The following is a 16,985-nucleotide window of genomic DNA, read 5'->3' on the forward strand; positions in this document are numbered from 1 at the left end:
GGCGGGTATCGGCCGACGGAAGGACCCTGCAGTGTGCGTGGGCCGTTCACGACCGAGCGACGAACCGACTCGGCTCGGCACCCGACGCTACCCGAGGAAGGGATTGACCATGTTCCCCGACGATTGGCCGCGATAGAGCTCCGAGTAGCCGCAGTTCGTACAACTTACGACCATGAACTGTCGATTCTGGATGTCGAAGAGCTTTGACAGCCCCGTCCCGCTGGCGCTCTGGGTTGCGATCGAGAACGAGACGTCGGATCCAACCGTCGTCGACCGCGCGGAAGCCGAACGGATCGCGAAGGAACGCGGCGGCCGGAGTCGGTCCCGAACGGACTCGAGCGCCGATCCTCCTACGAGCGCAGACACGACTACCGACGACCGCGAGGAGAAATCCGACCGGCGGTCACGGACCGACGATCGATCCTCGACGGGGCGAGATGAACGGTGGGGAACCCACTCGGACGAGTCGGACCGCGACGATCGCTGACGATAGGTAGTTCCGAGACTATTCGGCGGCCTCGGACGAATAGGGCGTAACCGAACCGGATTAGCCCTGCCCGACCATCCGATCTTCGTCCTCCCACTCCTCCTGGCGGAGTTCGTACTTCTGGATCTTGCCGGTCGCCGTCGTCGGCAGTTCCTCGACGAACTCGACCTCTCGGACGACCTTGTAGCCCGCGAGGTTGTCGCGGGTGAAATCGACGAGTTCGTCCCGCGTCACGCTCGGGTCGTCCGGATCGCCGTTACCTGGAACGACGAAGGCCTTCGGCGTCTCGCCCCACTCGTCGCTCGGCGCCGGGATGACGGCCACGTCCGAGACCTCGGGGTGGTCGAACAGCGTGTCCTCGAGTTCGATGCTCGAGATGTTCTCACCGCCGGAGATGATGATGTCCTTCTTGCGATCCTGGATGGAGATCATCCCGTGTTCGTCGACGACGGCGAGGTCGCCGGTGTGGTAGTAGCCCTCGACGCGGTCGTTGAAGGCTTCCTCGGTGGCGTCGGGCTTGTTCCAGTACTTCTCCATGACCTGATTGCCGCGGACGACGATCTCGCCGATCGAGGCGTCGTCGCGAGGGACGTCGTTGCCGTCCTCGTCGACGACGCGGATTTCGGTGCCGAGATAGCCCAGTCCCTGGCGTTTCTTGATCGCGAAGCGGTCCGAATCGTCGTCGTCGAACGTGCGCCGCGCGTCGGAGGTGGTGATCAGCGGCCCCGTCTCGGTCGCGCCGTAGACGTGTTTGAGGTACCAGCCGAACTCGTCCTCGACGGTGCGGATGGTGGCCTCCGGCGGCGCCGAGCCGGCGGTCGCGATTCGAACGCCGTTTTCCCCGGTCGTCTCGGGGTCGTTCTCTTCATAGTAGTCGATCAGCAGATTCAGCACCGTCGGCGCGCCGCACATGTAGGAGACGTCCTCGGTCTGGACGGCCTCGAAGATGTCCCCGGCGTCGACGCCGCGCGTGCAGACGTGTTTCGCGCCGATCCCCGTCACGGCGTAGATGTGGCCCCAGCCGTTGACGTGGAACATCGGCAGCGTCCAGAGGTAGACGTCGTCGTCGCGCAGTTCCTGGTGGGCCGTGATCAGATAGGCGTGGAGCGTCTCCGAGCGGTGGGTCCGACAGACCCCCTTCGGGTCACCCGTCGTCCCCGAGGTATAGTTCATCGTGATGATCTCGTCCTCGCTCATCTCGGGGCGGTCGTACTCGGTGCCCGCGTCCTCGAGCACCGCGTCGAACTCCTCCCATTCTACGTCGGACGAGTCCGACGAGGATCGCCCGGCTTCGCCGGCCTCACCCCCTTCGACCGCGTCGGCGTCGTTCGTGATGAACGTCTCCGTCGGCACCTCGTCGCGGATCGGCTCGATCTTGTCGACGTACTCGTAGTCGGCGTAGATGGCGTCGACTTCCGCGTCCTCGAGCATGTAGGAGAAGTCCTCGGGCGTCAGCCGGTAGTTCAGCGGCGTGTGCACCGCGCCGAGTTGCATGCTCCCGTAGGCCGCCTCGAGGTGGTAGTGCGTGTTGGGATCGAGCACGGCGACGCGGTCGCCCTTCTCGATTCCCCGTTCCTGCAGCGCCGCTGAGAATCGGTCGGCTCGCTCGCCGAGCTCGTCGTACGTGTACCGTTCCCCCGTGGTCGCGACGACGGCTTCCTCGTCCCCGTAGTGCTTGCGCGCCCGATCGAGGAAGTCCGTCACGAGTAGTGGTTTGTGCATACGCGACGTACGACATTAACGATGATTAAGTTCATTGCGGTTCGTTCCGAACTGTGGCTTCGATCGATACGTTCGGCTACGGCTTCGCTTCGGTTCGAGCGACGCTCGGCTTCGTCACTAGGTGAGTAGCTGATGCAGTGTCACACGCTTGAATGAAGCGGCGAGCACAACGTGTCGCCGCTCGCCCCGATCGACGGACCGACGGCTCGCGTCTCGAGCGACAGAAAAATCGAAACCGCAACCGCGATCGAGAGTTCAGTCGGCCTGAACGGCTTCCGGCTCCTCTTCGCGGTAGTGCTCCTCGATGAGGTCCTCGCCGATACGGTTGAGTTCCTCCTTGGGGAGCATCGAGAGCAGGTCCCAGCCGAGCTCGAGCGTCTCGTCGATCGAGCGGTTGGTGTCATAGCCCTGCTGGACGAACTCCTCCTCGAAGCGGTCGGCGAAGTCGAGGTACTTGTTGTCGCGCTCGGAGAGCGCTTCGCGACCGACAATGTTGACGAGGTCGCGCAGGTCCTCACCCTCGGCGTAGGCGGCGTACATCTGGTCGGAGACGTCGCCGTGATCCTCGCGGGTCAGACCCTCGCCGATCCCGTCGTCCATCAGCCGCGAGAGGCTGGGCAGGACGTTGACCGGCGGCTCGATCCCCTGGCTGTTTAAGTCCCGATCCATCATGATCTGGCCCTCGGTAATGTAGCCCGTCAGGTCCGGAATCGGGTGGGTCTCGTCGTCGCCGGGCATGGTCAGGATCGGAATCTGCGTCACCGACCCTTCCTGGCCCTCGATACGACCGGCACGCTCGTAGAGCTGTGCCAGGTCGGTGTACATGTACCCGGGGTAGCCACGGCGGCCCGGGACCTCCTCGCGTGCGGCGCCGATCTCACGGAGCGCCTCGCAGTAGTTGGTCATGTCCGTCAGGATGACCAGCACGTGGTAGTCCTTCTCGAAGGCCAGGTACTCGGCCGTGGTCAGGGCGAGTCGCGGCGTGACCTGTCGCTCGACTGCGGGGTCGTCCGCGAGGTTCATGAAGACGACCGAGCGCTCGAGCGCGCCCGTGCGTTCGAAGTCGTCCATGAACTCGTTTGCCTCTTCGGCAGTGATCCCCATCGCGCCGAAGACGACGGCGAACTCGGAGCCGTCGCCGTCGTCGCTGCCCTCGTCTTCCTCCGGCACGGTCGCCTGTCGAGCGATCTGTAGGGCGAGGTCGTTGTGGGGCAGCCCCGACGCGGAGAAGATCGGCAGCTTCTGGCCGCGGACCAGCGTGTTCATGCCGTCGATGGCTGAGACGCCGGTCTGGATGAACTCCTCGGGGTACTCCCGGGAGTAGGGGTTGATCGCTTTTCCGACGATGTCATGTCGTTCGTCGGGGACGATCTCCGGGCCGCCGTCGATCGGGTTCCCGGAGCCGTCGAGCACCCGCCCGAGCAGATCCTCGGTGACGGGCATCTTCATCGTCTCGCCTAAGAAGCGAACGGAGGCGTTGCGGTCGATACCGCCAGTGCCTTCGAACACCTGGATCGAGACGAGTCCGTCGCTCGATTCCAGCACCTGGCCGCGCAGCGTCCGCCCGTCCTCGGTCTCGATCTCGACGATCTCGTCGTAACCGACCGGTTCGTCGACCTCGGCGAACACCAGCGGACCGCTGATTTCCGTGATTGTCTGGTACTCTTTCATTGTTAGTACAGTGCTCGCAGTTGTTCCTGGAGGTCGTTCTCGATCTCCTCGATGAACGATTCCCACTCCTCGGCGGTGCCCATCCGGTTGAGCCGCGGGGCGGCGTCGACGTCGGTGATCTCCTCGACCGGGACACCGGCCTCGAGCGCTTCGAAGGCCTCGTCGTTGAACGTCTTGATGGCCTCGAGCATCCGGTAGGTCTTCTCGGGTTCGCAGTAGGTGTCGACGTCGTGGAGCGCGTTCTGCTGGAGCCACGCCTCACGCAGGAAGCGGGCGACCTCGAGGGTTAGCTGCTGGTCCTCCGGCAGGGCGTCCTTCCCGACGAGCTGAACGATCTCCTGGAGCTCGTCTTCCTCGTCTAACACGTCGACCGCCCACTGGCGGATGTCCGACCAGTCGCCGGCGACGTTGCTCTCCCACCACGGGTCGAGCTGGTCCTTGTACAGCGAGTAGGACTCGTTCCAGTTGATCGACGGGAAGTGCCGACGTTCCGCGAGATCGGCGTCCAGCGCCCAGAACGTCTTGACGATACGCAGCGTGTTCTGGGTGACCGGCTCGGAGAAGTCGCCGCCCGGCGGCGAGACTGCGCCGACGACCGAAATCGACCCTTCGCCGCCGTTCATCAGCTGGAACTTGCCGGCGCGCTCGTAGAACTCCGAGAGCGATGCGGCCAGGTACGCGGGGTACCCCTCTTCGCCGGGCATCTCCTCGAGTCGGGAGGAGATTTCGCGCATGGCCTCTGCCCACCGGGAGGTGGAGTCGGCCATCAGCGCGACGTCGTACCCCATGTCGCGGTAGTATTCCGCGATCGTGATTCCCGTGTAGATACAGGACTCGCGGGCCGCGACGGGCATGTTCGACGTGTTGGCGATGAGGCAGGTTCGAGCCATCAGCGGGTTCCCGGTCTGTGGGTCCGGCAGTTCCGGGAAGTCCTCGATGACCTCGGTCATCTCGTTGCCGCGCTCGCCGCAGCCGATGTAGACGACGATGTCCGCGTCGGACCACTTGGCGAGTTGCTGCTGGGTGACGGTCTTCCCGGAGCCGAAGGGGCCGGGAATCGCCGCCGTTCCGCCCTTCGCGAGCGGGAAGAGACCGTCCTGAACGCGCTGGCCCGTCACCAGCGGCTCGGTCGGCGTTTCCTTGTCACCGGCGGGGCGGGCCTCTCGGACCGGCCACTCCTGGTGCATCTGGATCTCTTCGCCGTTGTCGAGTTCGACGACGGTCTCCTCGACCGTGAACTCGCCGGCCTCGATGGCCGTGACCTCGCCGCCCTCGTAGTCCGGCGGGACCATGACCTTGTGGTCGATCGTGACGGTCTCCTCGACGACGCCGACGATGTCGCCGGGTTCGACCGTATCGCCTTCCTCGACCTCGGGGGTGAACTCCCACTTCTTCTCGAGGTCGATACCGGGCGCGTCGACCCCGCGGTCGAGGAACGCCGTCCCCATCTTCCCCTCGAGAACGTCGAGCGGGCGCTGGACGCCGTCGTAGATGGAGTCCAACATACCGGGTCCGAGGTCGACGCTCAGGGGCTCGCCCGTGTTCTGGACGGGTTCGCCCGGGCCGACGCCGGAGGTTTCCTCGTAGACCTGAATGGTGGTCAGGTTTCCTTCGATCTCGATGACCTCGCCCATCAGTCCTTCGTCGCCGACGTAGACGACGTCGTTCATCCGGGCGTCGAGGTCCGTGGCGGTCACGACCGGACCGCTCACGCTTTCGATTACACCGTCTTCGTCGACGGATTCGATGTCTTCTGCCTGGCTCATAGTTTACTCTTGTTCGTCCTCGTCCATCAGGTCGATACCGATCGCGCGTTTGATCTGCTCGCGCAGTCCGCCGCCACCGGTTCCGCTCCCGATCGTGACGACGACCGGTTCGACGCTCGTCTCGACTTCCTGGCGCACGTTGCGCGACAGGTGTTCGAGGTCGTCGTCGTGCATGACGACGATGCCGACGCCCTCGTCCTCGAGGACCGCCGTCGCCGCATCGTCCAGTCGGTCGTCCTTCTCGTCGTCCGGGACGTTCTCGAAGCGACGGACCCCCGCGAGGCGGAAGCCGGTCGTGAACTCCGGACTGCCGACGACTGCGATTTCCTGGCTCATAGGATCACCAGCTCCTCTTCGATCTCGGTTTCGTCGAGGCCGACCTCTCGACCGCGCGCGATCGCACGGATATTCTCGACCTCGCGCTCCTTCGCGAGGATGTACGAGAGCACGGCCGAAACGGAGGTCGGGTAGATGCTCGAGAGCGTATCGGCGTACTCGAGCAACGCAGCGTCTAGTGCGTGCTCGAACTGGATAAGGCTGTCAGCGTCTCGGAGCCGTTCCAGTGCCCCCGAGAGGCGGTCGCCGTAGCGTTTGTTCTCGGCGATGTGATCGACGAGCGCGTCGTAATCGCCGACGAGCCGACCCAGATCCGCCCGATCGAACAGGACGCCGCCATCGATGTAGTAGGCCGCGGGGTCGAGGTCCGCTCCGCTGCGGGCCAGCCGCAGGGCGTTCCGGACGTTCCGGAAGTCGATTTCCGCCTGCAGGAACTCGACGTACTTCGCCTCCGGCCCCTCCTGGGGTTCGGCGCTCGGGCCCCGCGAGACGTCCGCGAGCAGGTTCTCGTAGAACTCCCGGTCGAGGGCGTTTTCGAGCGGAACGAGCGCGCCGTGGTCCTCGAACTCCTCGTAGGCCACGGTCAGCGGCTCGTAGTAACTCGTGGCGCGCAGGAACTCGATCGCGTCCTCGATGGAGTCGGTCTCGAGGAGGCGCTCGATCGTCGCGTCCTCGAGTTCGCCGGCCCGGATCAGGTCCGTCCGGATCTCCTCGGGATCGGTGTCGGTGTAGATCCCGCGGAAGATCGTCTTCAGGTTCCAGACGTCGAACTTCCGGAGATACCGGGCGATGTGGTCGTAGAGGCGCCCCTCAGACCAGTCCAGCAGGTCCTGGAAGTGTTTCGCGAGGTTACGGTTCAGGGCGTACTCGATCAGGTCGACACCCGAGAACCGCGCGCCGAGCGCGTTGATCTCGCGCTCGTACTCCGTCTCTTCCATGAACCGCGCGATCTCGCTCGGCCCCATCCGGACCAGCTTCCGATAGTCTTCGTCCGCGAACAGCGACGCTCGTCGGGACCGCACGCGAGCGTTCACGTATTCCGGATTCGAGGCACCTGCGCTCATTGCTCGAAGAGTCGGTTACTGATCTCCCGGAGGTTGTCTTCCCAGACGTCCTCGAGCACCGAGTCGAACGTGTTGTTGACCCGAACTCGAGACTGGTCGCTCTCGACGACGACGCCGCCGAGGCAATCGTACTCGCCGGCGTACTCGTAGCCGTCGTAGTCGGCGAGGATCGACTCGATCAGCTCCTCGTCGTCGGCGCGGCCGTAGACGTTGACGTCGTCGCCCTCGTCGAACTCGTCACTGGCGCCCTCGAGGAGCGCACGCGTCAGCTCCTCGCGGGTGTCCCCGTCGAGGGCGGCGAGCTCGTCTTCGACCTCCTCGCGGACGTCGCCGAGCACGTCGCGGCGAGCCTCCAGGCGCTTTTGCTTCGCCTCCAGTTTCGCGCTGGAGAGACGCTGTTCGCGCAACTGCTCGACCTCGCGGTCGGCCTCCCGATTGGCCTCGGTGCGAATCTCCTCGGCGTCCTCCTCGGCGGCCGATTCGATCTCGTCAGCGCGCGCTTCGCCCTCAGCGCGGATATCCTCCGCACGCGCGTGGGCCTCTTCTCGAATGTCTTCTACGACTGTGTCCAAACTCATTGTGAAAGAAGGGTGAATGCGGTTACGCGCCGACGATGAAGACGACGACCAGCGCCAGGATCACGAGCGTCTCCGGAAGAACGGTCATGATCAGGCCCTGAACGAACAGGCTGTCGTCCTCGGCGAGCGCGCCCACGGCAGCCGCACCGATACCACGCTCTGCATAGCCGGATGCCAGTGCGGCGAGGCCGACGGCGAGTGCGGCCGCGCCCGCGTCGGTCAGGAACGGACTCTCTTCGACGGTCTGCTGAAGTGCGATACCAGCGTCAACTGCTGCGTTCTCAATTGCCATTGTTAGTAGTCCTCCGTGTGAGTTCGATCGTGTCCGAACGGTTCGTAGTTCTTCCCACCGCCTTCATAAAACTTGTTAAAGAATTCGACGTACTCGAGGCGCACAGCCTGTAAGCCGGCGCTCGTCACGCCAAGCGCTAGCACGACGATGTGGCCGACGACGAGAATCACGAGGCCGCCGACAAGCGCTGCAGTCCCCGAGTGCATGAGGCCGCTGAAGATGACTTCAGCGCCCTCGCCGTAGTGTTCGGCGACGTAGCTCGGCTCGTGATTTCGAAGGAAGTGGAACGCGCCGTCGGGGTCCTGGTACCCGCCGAAGAACAGCAGGTTGACCACGAACGCCATGCCGGCCTTCGCGAGCAACACTGCGCCCATTCGGGTGTACGAGAAGACGTTGACGACGACGTCGAGCGCCTCGATCGCCTCGACGGGTTCGCTGACGATAAGCAGGACGAACCCGATCAGGAAGACGAGCAGCGGCGCCGAGAGCGGGAAGTCGGTGATTCCCAACGGAATCGTCACGAGCACCCACTCCGGGAACCCGGTGAAGCCGATCGGGAACGGCCCGTCGCTCGCGAACGTCGCGAACAGGAAGTCCGGCTTCGACGATCGGGCCTGCTGCGAGAAGATCCAGATCCAGACGCCGTTGAGCATCAGGATCCACGTCCCACTGTGCAGGACGGCGTCTTTGACGCCGTGGCTGAGGTTCTCGTAGAAGTCCAGGATGTACCCAATGTTCAGGTGGACGATCCCGGCGAGCACGCTCACGACCATCCAGCCGAGCGCGAAGTCGGCGGCTGCCGGCTCGAGCCCCTTGTTCAGCGGAAGGAGCTCGGAGTGGAACATGTCGTGCCAGAGCACTTCTCCGAGCACGTGCAGTCCGAAGATCTCCCCGTAGATGATCCCGAACAGGACGGTGAACGCGCCGGCCCAGATGGCGACGCCGCCCAGGCTGGTGACGCCGTCGCTGTCGAACTGCGTGACCAGGTACGCGCCGATGGCCATGTACATGATCCCGTACCCGACGTCGCCGATCATGAAGCCGAAGAAGGCCGGGAACGTCAGGAACAGGAAGATCGTTGGATCGAGTTCGCTGTACTTCGGGCGGTTGACCGCCTGGACCAGCACCTCGAACGGTTTCGCCGGCCCCGCGTTGTCCTGGACCGTCGGGGGCTCGTCGCCCATCGTGACCGCCGATCCGCCGTCGGTGACGGCCTTTTGCTGTTGCTCGTCCTCGTCGGTCGCGGCGGGGGACGCGTCGTCCTCGGCGCCGGCCTCGGCCCCCTTCTGGATTTCCTCCGTGTGGGTGTGAGCGCCGTGGCGGTCGTAGTCCGCCCGCTCGAGTTCTTCGACCTCGACGCTGTCGCCGACCGCGTCGTTCAGGCCGGCGACGAGCCGGTCGTACTCCTCGGTCGGGAGCCACCCCTCCGCGACGAACGCGCGGTCGGTCGTCGCGAACTGCAGGGGCGCTTCCGCCTGCTGAACCTCGATGGTCAGCTGCTCCTCGACGCGCTGGAGGAACTCGCCGTGGTTCGCCTTGACCTCCTCGAGTTCCGCGTCGATCTCCTCGAGTTCGTACTCGAGTTCCTGTTGTCGCTCCTCGAGCTCGTTGACGTACGCACTCGGGGACTGTTCGGTCTCGGGCACCGCGTGGCGCGAGAACTCGACCCCGACCAGCGCGTCCTCGAGGGCGCCCTCGTCGGCGTCCTCGGCGGGCGCGGCCACGATGGCCACGACATCACCGCCGGTGAACGTCTCGAAGGCGCGGATGTCGTCCGACGCCGCGACGGCGTCTTCGATCGCGCCGACGTTCCCCTCGCCGACGACGACATCGACCGTCTCGTACCCGGACAGCAGGTCGAGGTCGATGCCGAGTTCGGCGAACGGCTCGACGCGGTCGATCTTCTCCGTGACCGATCGCAGGTCGTCGTTGACCGCTCCGCGGCGGTCGTCGAGTTCGGTGACTCGCTCGCGGACCTCCTCGAGTCGCTGCTCCCAGTCGTCCTCGAGGGCTCTCGGGTCGACGTCCTCGTCGGACAGCTCCAGGGAGCTCTCGAGGGAGCGGACGGTCACCAGCTTCTCGGACGCCTCGTCGGCGCCCTCGATCGGGTTCCCGTTATCGAACCCCTCCCAGGAGCCGTCGTAGTCCGAGAGGTGAACCAGGTTCAGTCCGTGGATCGTCTCGATGACCGTGGGCATGATGCCCTTGGAGCCGGTCACCGAGACCTTGCTCATCTGTTTAGGTCTGAGCATGAATGTCCTCCTGGAACAGTTCGACGACGTGATCGGTCACTTCGTCGACCCGATCCCGGGCGAGCTCCGCGAGCGCCTCTCGCTCCTGCTCGCCCTCTTCGAGGATGCGTTCACACTCGGCGTCGATCTCCTCGCGTGCCTCTTCGAGGCGCTGCTCCTTGAGCTCGCGCGCCTCCTGTTCCGCTTCCGAGCGAATTTCCTCGGCTCGTTCCCGGGCCTCGGCGATTCGCTCGTCGCGGTCGTTCTCTGCCAATGCGACGATCTCGTCGGCCTCTTCCTCCGCCGACTGTATTCGTTCGAGAACCTCTGGCCTCGGCATACTCTAAGCGCTTGAAAGTTTGCGAGAGCGCGTATATGGTAGTTGCGAAAGTGCGCCAGCCCCGATTTGGATCGATCGGCCGGAATCTATCGGTTACTCGACGGCGGCGACCGGCCGAACAGTAGACATATCCCGATCGGTGCGAAAGCAGCCATTAATGGGAATTCTCGAGAACAAGGCCCGGGCGCGACTGTTCTACAAGTACCTCTCGAAGGTCTACGACCAGGTCAACCCCTTCATCTGGAACGAGGAGATGCGGACCGAGGCGCTCGACCTGCTGGACCTCGAGTCCGAGATGACGGTCCTGGACGTCGGCTGTGGCACTGGCTTCGCGACCGAGGGATTGCTCGAGCATGTCGACGAAGTGTACGCGCTCGACCAGAGCGAACACCAACTCGAGCAGGCCTACGCGAAGTTCGGGAAACGCGCTCCGCCGGTCCACTTCCACCGCGGGGACGCCGAACGCCTCCCCTTCGCCACTGATACGTTCGACGTCGTCTGGTCGTCGGGCTCGATCGAGTACTGGCCGAACCCCATCCTCGCGTTGCGGGAGTTCCGCCGCGTGCTGAAACCCGGCGGGCAAGTGCTCGTCGTCGGTCCGAACTACCCCGATGCGTTCCTCGCTCAGAAACTCGCCGACTCGATCATGCTCTTCTACGACGAATACGAGGCCGACCGCATGTTCAAGCGGGCCGGCTTCGAGGACGTCAAGCACGCCTTCATGGGGCCGTCCTACGACCCCGAGGTCGCGATTACGACGATCGGCCGTGCGCCCGAATAGGAAATACGGTACTGCGATCCTGTCGCACTGACCGACACCGATACGCTGCTGTCTTTCGACCGTATTAATTTACTGTCGTCTCGAGCGTTGCTACCCGTCTCTCGTCGACCGCTAGAATGACGGTCACGGATTCACCCCGCTTGAGTTCAGGATCGTTCGTCTCCGCGACCGCTATCGATCCCCGCTCGCCGACTCGCCACTCGGAATCGGCTGCCGCGTTAAACGGTCCGGTCGGCGTCCCGTCGAATCCCTTCGCACCGACAAACGGAACGGGCGGCTGGTGCGTCAACTCTTTGCCACCTATCGCGACAGTCATCGAAAGTTCCGCCACGTCGATCGGATCGCCGCCAGCGTGGTCGATCGTGATCTCTGACTCGTTACTGTCAGCGGTCAGTTCGAACGTCGCGATCGGCCCTCCGGACTCGAGCGTCCACATCCCGGCGCCGAGAGTCACAGCCGTCGCCAACAGAACGGTAACCGCGACTAGCAGCAGGCTACCGACGAGGGGATTGACGGCTCGATCGTCGATCCGACGAATGCTACTGTGATGGAGATAATCGCGTATTTTCGGGCGTTTAGACACGCTCGTTCTGAGCCGCCCGTTCTCGGATAAAGGTACGTCTCAGTCGCCGCTAACCGTCGCGTCGACGCTGCCGGCGTTCGACTGGACCTCCAAATTGTAGCCATCGACCGGGGGGAGTATCCATAGCGTACCGTCGTCGTCGGTCCGACCGATCTCTGTACCGTCGACCGTCACTGTTGCAGTGACCGGTTCGTTCGTCTCCGCGTCCGTAACCGTCACTTTCGTCGGACCGTTCACTGGCGTCTCCGTAAGCGACACGTTGAGGCTCTCGTTGGTGTACGTTTCGTTGTTGACTTTTGGCAACGACTCGTGTGTGAGTTCCTGTCTCTCGCGGTAAACCTGACCGGTTCCGCCGTCGAGGTACACTTCGAGCTGCGTCTGATCGACTTCCAGATTGACGAAGTAGAGGTTTTCTTCTCCGTAGTCGTTGAACTCCGACCACCGCTTTTCTTCGCCTGCCCAGGGGTAGAACTCCGTTGCGGCCTGAATCGTCTCGGAGTTCGAATAGTCTTCGAACTGATTTACGGCATCAGCGCGACGGTTATCGAACCTGGTCGTCTCGAGGACATACGTGTCTCCATCGATCAACGAGAAGCTGTAGCCACCGTGCCAACCCTTCGAATCAGTTGGGGTCTCAGTGTCGGCAAACGTTCGGATCCGGACGACGATTCCCGCGTCTTGCTGAGAGGATTGGCTCGCCTGTTCGAGTTCCGATCGGAGCGAGGTTTGATAGAGTTCGAGTGATGCTTCGTCAGCGCGAACCTGCTGAGGAGAGAGCGAATAACCTGAAATTTCCTCCGTACGGCTGTCTCGGAGTTCTCTTAGTTCCTCCAACAACTTCTCCGCTTCGTTCTGGTTGCGAAGGAGCGTCCGGATCAACTCGGTGTCGGTCATATCGCCGGTTTCATGTTTCCTGATAGCTTCGCGTTCCCGCTCTTCGATCGCTTCCGTTCGGTTATTGATGCAATCGTAGGCCGCGCGGACCATATTCTTCCGCTCTTCGTGCGTCGCATCATCGAACTCGCTGTCGATGATTGTGTACTGTTCGTGATCGACACGAAGCTGGTCGTCCACGCTTGCGAATGCCAACCCGATGTCGGACCCATACGTAGCATATTCGTTCGTGACGTCACCGGTAAGCGGAAGACGGTTCGTCGTATTCTCGGCGTCGACCGTCCCTGACTGGTGGGATAGTAACTGAGGAGGTGCGGAGGAAATCGTCTCCTGCGTCGGCTCGGTAGTTTCCGGTCCCGCTGCGATGACCGGCATCGCGACGAGCGAGACCCCGAGCAACACTGCGAGGAGGGCGTGTGGCGCGCTCTTCATCGGAGCACTGTATGAACTCCTTATACAAAAGACGGTCGGACCTTCGGATGCCGTTCTAAGAGATATTTAACCGTCTCCCTCTACATTCCACAACGATATTAACACCCCATTATTCGATGGAAAGTGTTTTTTCCCCGGGGAAACCACCGGTTGGTACGCATGCGGTTATTCACCGCCACTACATTCGCCCTCATAGCCCTCCTCATAACGTCTTCCGTGGGGGCGACTGCTACGACGTCGTCCCCCGCTGTACTCGAGTCCGAGTCCACGCAGTCGGACGCCGTTCAGTTCTCACTCGATTCAGCCGAGTCAACCGCAGCTACTGCGACGACAGACAGGGCCTCCGACGGATCCCCCTTCCTCGCGTCTAGTATTCAATCCACAGAGAACAATCCAAAGCAGGTCTTTCGAATAACTATCGACGAAGATGGAACCGGCCATTGGGTTATCGAGAGTCGACTTCTTCTGTCTGACGACGAGGAGGTCGAGAAATTTCGCGATTACGCCGCTGCCGTCGCAGCCGGGGAGCGAGACGTCACGTACGATCCGGAACTCTTCCGATATTACGCCAGCGAAGCGACAGACCGAACCGGCCGCGAGATGTCGATCAAGAACGCTGGGTGGGACGATCCCCAGGTACACTCCGTCGAAAACGATTCAGTCGTCAATTCAGTAGACATCGAGAACGACGTCCGTGTCGGTGTCATTAGATACTCGTTCACGTGGACTAACTTCGCGACCGTCGACGGCGATCGGTTACGCGTCGGTGACGCCTTCGAGACGGATTCCGGGGTCTGGTTCCGGCTCACTGAAACCCAACGACTTGTTCTCTCGCCGCCGGAGAATTATGCACTCGAGACGCCGACCCAACTCGAATGGGACGGCCCGGAGGAGTTCGACGAAGACGAACTCGATATCGTCTTCGTTCAAAGCGGTAGCGGCGAGGGTCCCTCTCCTGATCCAGAGTCCTCAAATTGGCTAGTCGATCGAATCTTCCTTTTCGTGATCGGGGTAGGTGTCGGCGTAGGCAGCTATCTCCTCGCGCGTCGCAACCCCGACATAGATCTCTCCGCCTGGCGAGGACGCGTTCGCAATATCGCAGCGGCGATCGGTTTTGCCGGTCTCTTCGGCCAGACTCGCTCGCAAACGACGGATACCGACGAACGGCAGTCCGCGGCGCGGGCGAACATCGACGGCGGCACGAATCGGTCACCCGCTGTGGACGGGGACGAATCGGTGGACGACATGATCCTCGAGTTCGAGGAAGAAGTCGATGAAGGGATCGATCCCGAACTGCTGAGCGACGAAGAGCGCGTTCTCCGGATGATCAATCGAAACGGCGGCCGGATGAAACAGGCCTCGATCGTCAAAGAAACCGGTTGGTCGAACGCTAAGGTTTCGCAGTTGCTCTCACAGATGGACGAGGACGGCGAGATTGAGAAGCTCCGTATCGGTCGCGAGAACCTAATTACACTGCCTGAAGTCGATCCAACCGAACTCGACTAACGCTCCAGTTCTCGGGATTCGCCGATCACCTGCCCGTTTCTCGCTCCGTTTCCGGCACCCGATCTGAGACGATCCGCTACCAGCGGCTGATCGAACGGGCTGCCAGATTGCTTATGGCCCGTGACTTTCTGGTAATAGGTAATGTCTAAATTTCCGATAGGCAGGCGCCGCCTCTTCGCCCTTTCTCTAGTGGCGCTTCTGTGTACCTCGTTACTACTCCCGGTCGCCGTCGCGGCCGCAGGCGACTCCGTTGCGGACACGGTTGCAACAGGGAATACGGATCGAAACGTTTCAACTGCTACCGAAACCGATGTAATCTCTCCCGAGCAATCGGGCTCGGCGCAGATCGATTCGACACTCGAGGGGACAGACGGTGTCGTTGAAGCTATCGTCCGCTTCGAAGCCGACGAGACTGCACCGACTTCGATATCGACTGACCAGACAGAACCAACGGCGTTGCGGATGACGGCGAACCGTTCGCAGTCGCCCCTCGAGCGCGCTGCCGAGACGACTGCCGGACTTGAGATCGAGCAGCAATTTTGGCTGACGAACGCCGCACAGGTGCGGATCGATACGGATCGGGTCAATCTCGAATCGGTCGCTGCGATCGACGGGGTCGTCGAGATCCACGCCGATGCGGCCGTCGAACTCACGACGGCTACGAACGCGACGGCGTCAACGGCCGAGCCAGCCGAAGCCGCGGGGCGGCTCGGAAGCTCGTACACCAACGGTCTCGAGCAGCTGTCGATCCCCGGAGTCCACGAGAAGTATGGCGCTCGCGGCGCGGGAGCAACGGTTGCCGTCCTCGACACGGGCGCCGACGACACCCATCCGGACGTACAGGTCGACGGGTGGCGGGACTTCTCCGGACGTTCGTCAACGCCAATTGACTACAACACGCACGGTACCCACGTCGCCGGCACAGTCGCCGGCGGGGCGGCGAGCGGCACCCAAATCGGCGTCGCACCCGAGGCGACGCTACTCGTCGGCGCCGTCCTGACGGACTGCAGCGACGGCAGCTGCGTCGGCCGGACATCCGACGTGATCGCCGGCATGGAGTGGGCCGTCGCCAACGGCGCCGACGTCATCAGTCTGAGCCTCGGATCGGAGGGATACACGGCGAGCTACATCAGTGCCGTCCGGAACGCAGAGGCCAGCGGGACCGTCGTCGTCGCCGGCGCCGGGAACAGCGGCGACGGGATCTCTACGTCACCGGGAAACGTCTACGACGCGATAAGCGTCGGTGCCGTCGACGAGTACGGCCGCGTCACGGCGTTCTCGAGCGGCGAGACGATCGACACCTCCGATGCGTGGGGCCGGGACGCTCCCTCGGAGTGGCCGAGCAGCTATCTCGTTCCGACGGTTGTCGCGCCCGGTGATCGCGTCCTCAGTGCCGCTGCCGACGGCGGATACGTGCGAAAGCGGGGGACCAGTATGGCGACACCCCACGTTTCAGGGGTGATCGCACTGCTTCAGGGGGCGACTGACCGATCGCTCGAACCCGACGAGATCAAGACAGTATTGAGAGAGACGGCCGCGAAGTCGACCGGCGAACCGAATACCCGCTACGGTCACGGGATCGTCGACGCGATCGCCGCCCTCGAAGAAGCCGGTTCGTTCGCGACGGCAGAGGGTACGGTGTCCGATACAGTAACGGACAATCCGATCGAATCCGCGACCATTACCCTCGAAGCTCCCGACGGAACCAGTTACGAGACGACGGCCAACTTCGTAGGCGAGTACGAGCTTAAAGGCGTTCCGGGGGACCGGAAGTATACGTTGACTGTGACTGCGCCCGGCTACGAGTCGACGAGCGAAACGGTGTTCCTCCCGGCCGACGAGAGGACGAGACGAGACGTCTCGCTCGCTGGGAACGGCGAACTCGAGGCGGTCCTCGAGGACGCCCAGTTCGGCAACGGTCTCGCCAACGGGACTGTCAACGCGACTGCGTACGGTACGTATCCGCTAGTCTATCAGGGCGATGGCGTCTACACCGCAGATCACGTCCCCAGTCGCGGACACGCGAACGAGTACACGCTGACCGCCACTGTACCGGGTTACGAGAGCGAACGGCGGACGGTCGCGGTGACGGACGGACAACGAGCGACAGAGCGGTTCGAACTCACCGGCGACGCGACGCTCGAGGTGGTCGCCGAGGATGCGGTGACGGGGACCGCCGTCTCGAACGCGAGCGTTACCATCGAACGGCCCGACGGAACCGCACTCGACGTCGACGAGTCGACCGCTGACGACGGCGTGCTCACGACACCCTGTCTCTTATACACATCTCTGATGGCGCGAG

The 16,985-nt window shown here is 63.1% G+C and carries 16 protein-coding genes; 4 read left to right on the plus strand and 12 right to left on the minus strand.

All coding sequences use genetic code 11. The features are described 5' to 3' along the window. Positions 1 to 87: 87 nt before the first annotated feature. Positions 88 to 240, minus strand: coding sequence for a zinc ribbon domain-containing protein (locus tag C477_RS22825; protein ID WP_229380253.1), 153 nt, complete (start codon positions 238 to 240; stop codon positions 88 to 90). Here C477_RS22825 and C477_RS24480 point away from each other — a divergent pair. Beyond that, entirely contained in the window at positions 191 to 487 is a 297-nt protein-coding gene (locus tag C477_RS24480; protein WP_338032981.1) for a hypothetical protein, read from the plus strand. The two genes, C477_RS22825 and C477_RS24480, sit on opposite strands and share 50 nt — an antisense overlap. A 60-nt stretch (positions 488 to 547) precedes the next feature. Here the strand turns inward: C477_RS24480 and C477_RS06965 are convergent, their stop codons facing one another. The 9 genes from C477_RS06965 to ahaH form a co-directional block, all read right to left on the minus strand. Continuing rightward, complete coding sequence (locus tag C477_RS06965; protein WP_008893749.1) at positions 548 to 2,209, minus strand: long-chain-fatty-acid--CoA ligase; 1,662 nt, start codon at positions 2,207 to 2,209, stop codon at positions 548 to 550. 255 nt (positions 2,210 to 2,464) lie between these two features. Beyond that, entirely contained in the window at positions 2,465 to 3,880 is a 1,416-nt protein-coding gene (locus tag C477_RS06970; protein WP_008893750.1) for an ATP synthase subunit B, read from the minus strand. Positions 3,881 to 3,882: 2 nt separating this feature from the next. Next, positions 3,883 to 5,646 (minus strand): ATP synthase subunit A, encoded by a 1,764-nt coding sequence (locus C477_RS06975; protein WP_008893751.1) that lies wholly within the window; start codon positions 5,644 to 5,646, stop codon positions 3,883 to 3,885. A gap of 3 nt (positions 5,647 to 5,649) precedes the next feature. Next, positions 5,650 to 5,982 (minus strand): V-type ATP synthase subunit F, encoded by a 333-nt coding sequence (locus C477_RS06980; protein WP_008893752.1) that lies wholly within the window; start codon positions 5,980 to 5,982, stop codon positions 5,650 to 5,652. Then, positions 5,979 to 7,046 (minus strand): V-type ATP synthase subunit C, encoded by a 1,068-nt coding sequence (locus tag C477_RS06985; protein WP_008893753.1) that lies wholly within the window; start codon positions 7,044 to 7,046, stop codon positions 5,979 to 5,981. Before C477_RS06985 ends, C477_RS06980 begins: the two co-directional genes overlap by 4 nt. Next, on the minus strand, positions 7,043 to 7,624 hold the full coding sequence (locus C477_RS06990; RefSeq protein ID WP_008893754.1) for a V-type ATP synthase subunit E: 582 nt from the start codon (positions 7,622 to 7,624) through the stop codon (positions 7,043 to 7,045). The genes C477_RS06985 and C477_RS06990 overlap by 4 nt, the downstream gene beginning before the upstream one ends. A 22-nt stretch (positions 7,625 to 7,646) precedes the next feature. Beyond that, complete coding sequence (locus tag C477_RS06995; protein WP_008893755.1) at positions 7,647 to 7,916, minus strand: hypothetical protein; 270 nt, start codon at positions 7,914 to 7,916, stop codon at positions 7,647 to 7,649. A gap of 2 nt (positions 7,917 to 7,918) precedes the next feature. Then, on the minus strand, positions 7,919 to 10,168 hold the full coding sequence (locus C477_RS07000) for a V-type ATP synthase subunit I (protein WP_008893756.1): 2,250 nt from the start codon (positions 10,166 to 10,168) through the stop codon (positions 7,919 to 7,921). Then, a complete protein-coding gene (ahaH, locus tag C477_RS07005; RefSeq protein WP_008893757.1) occupies positions 10,155 to 10,487 on the minus strand; it encodes an ATP synthase archaeal subunit H in 333 nt (110 codons plus the stop codon). Before ahaH ends, C477_RS07000 begins: the two co-directional genes overlap by 14 nt. Positions 10,488 to 10,644: 157 nt before the next feature. On the opposite strand from ahaH, the gene C477_RS07010 reads away from it, so the two are divergent. Beyond that, positions 10,645 to 11,268, plus strand: a complete 624-nt coding sequence (locus tag C477_RS07010) for a methyltransferase domain-containing protein (protein ID WP_008893758.1) — start codon at positions 10,645 to 10,647, stop codon at positions 11,266 to 11,268. Between the two features lie 64 nt (positions 11,269 to 11,332). Here C477_RS07010 and C477_RS07015 read toward each other — a convergent pair whose 3' ends face one another. Both C477_RS07015 and C477_RS07020 read right to left on the minus strand, forming a co-directional pair. Beyond that, positions 11,333 to 11,851: a type IV pilin gene (locus C477_RS07015; protein WP_338032982.1), complete on the minus strand. Its 519-nt coding sequence runs from the start codon at positions 11,849 to 11,851 to the stop codon at positions 11,333 to 11,335. Positions 11,852 to 11,890: 39 nt separating this feature from the next. Then, a complete protein-coding gene (locus C477_RS07020) occupies positions 11,891 to 13,177 on the minus strand; it encodes a DUF7096 domain-containing protein (RefSeq protein ID WP_049914372.1) in 1,287 nt (428 codons plus the stop codon). A gap of 159 nt (positions 13,178 to 13,336) precedes the next feature. Between C477_RS07020 and C477_RS07025 the strand changes: the two genes are divergently transcribed. Then, positions 13,337 to 14,683: a helix-turn-helix transcriptional regulator gene (locus C477_RS07025; protein ID WP_239641851.1), complete on the plus strand. Its 1,347-nt coding sequence runs from the start codon at positions 13,337 to 13,339 to the stop codon at positions 14,681 to 14,683. Between the two features lie 462 nt (positions 14,684 to 15,145). After that, positions 15,146 to 16,985: S8 family serine peptidase (locus tag C477_RS07030; protein WP_008893762.1), on the plus strand; the 1,840-nt coding region annotated here is incomplete at its 3' end.

It is taken from the genome of Haloterrigena salina JCM 13891, from assembly GCF_000337495.1.
In the GTDB taxonomy this organism is placed as follows: domain Archaea; phylum Halobacteriota; class Halobacteria; order Halobacteriales; family Natrialbaceae; genus Haloterrigena; species Haloterrigena salina.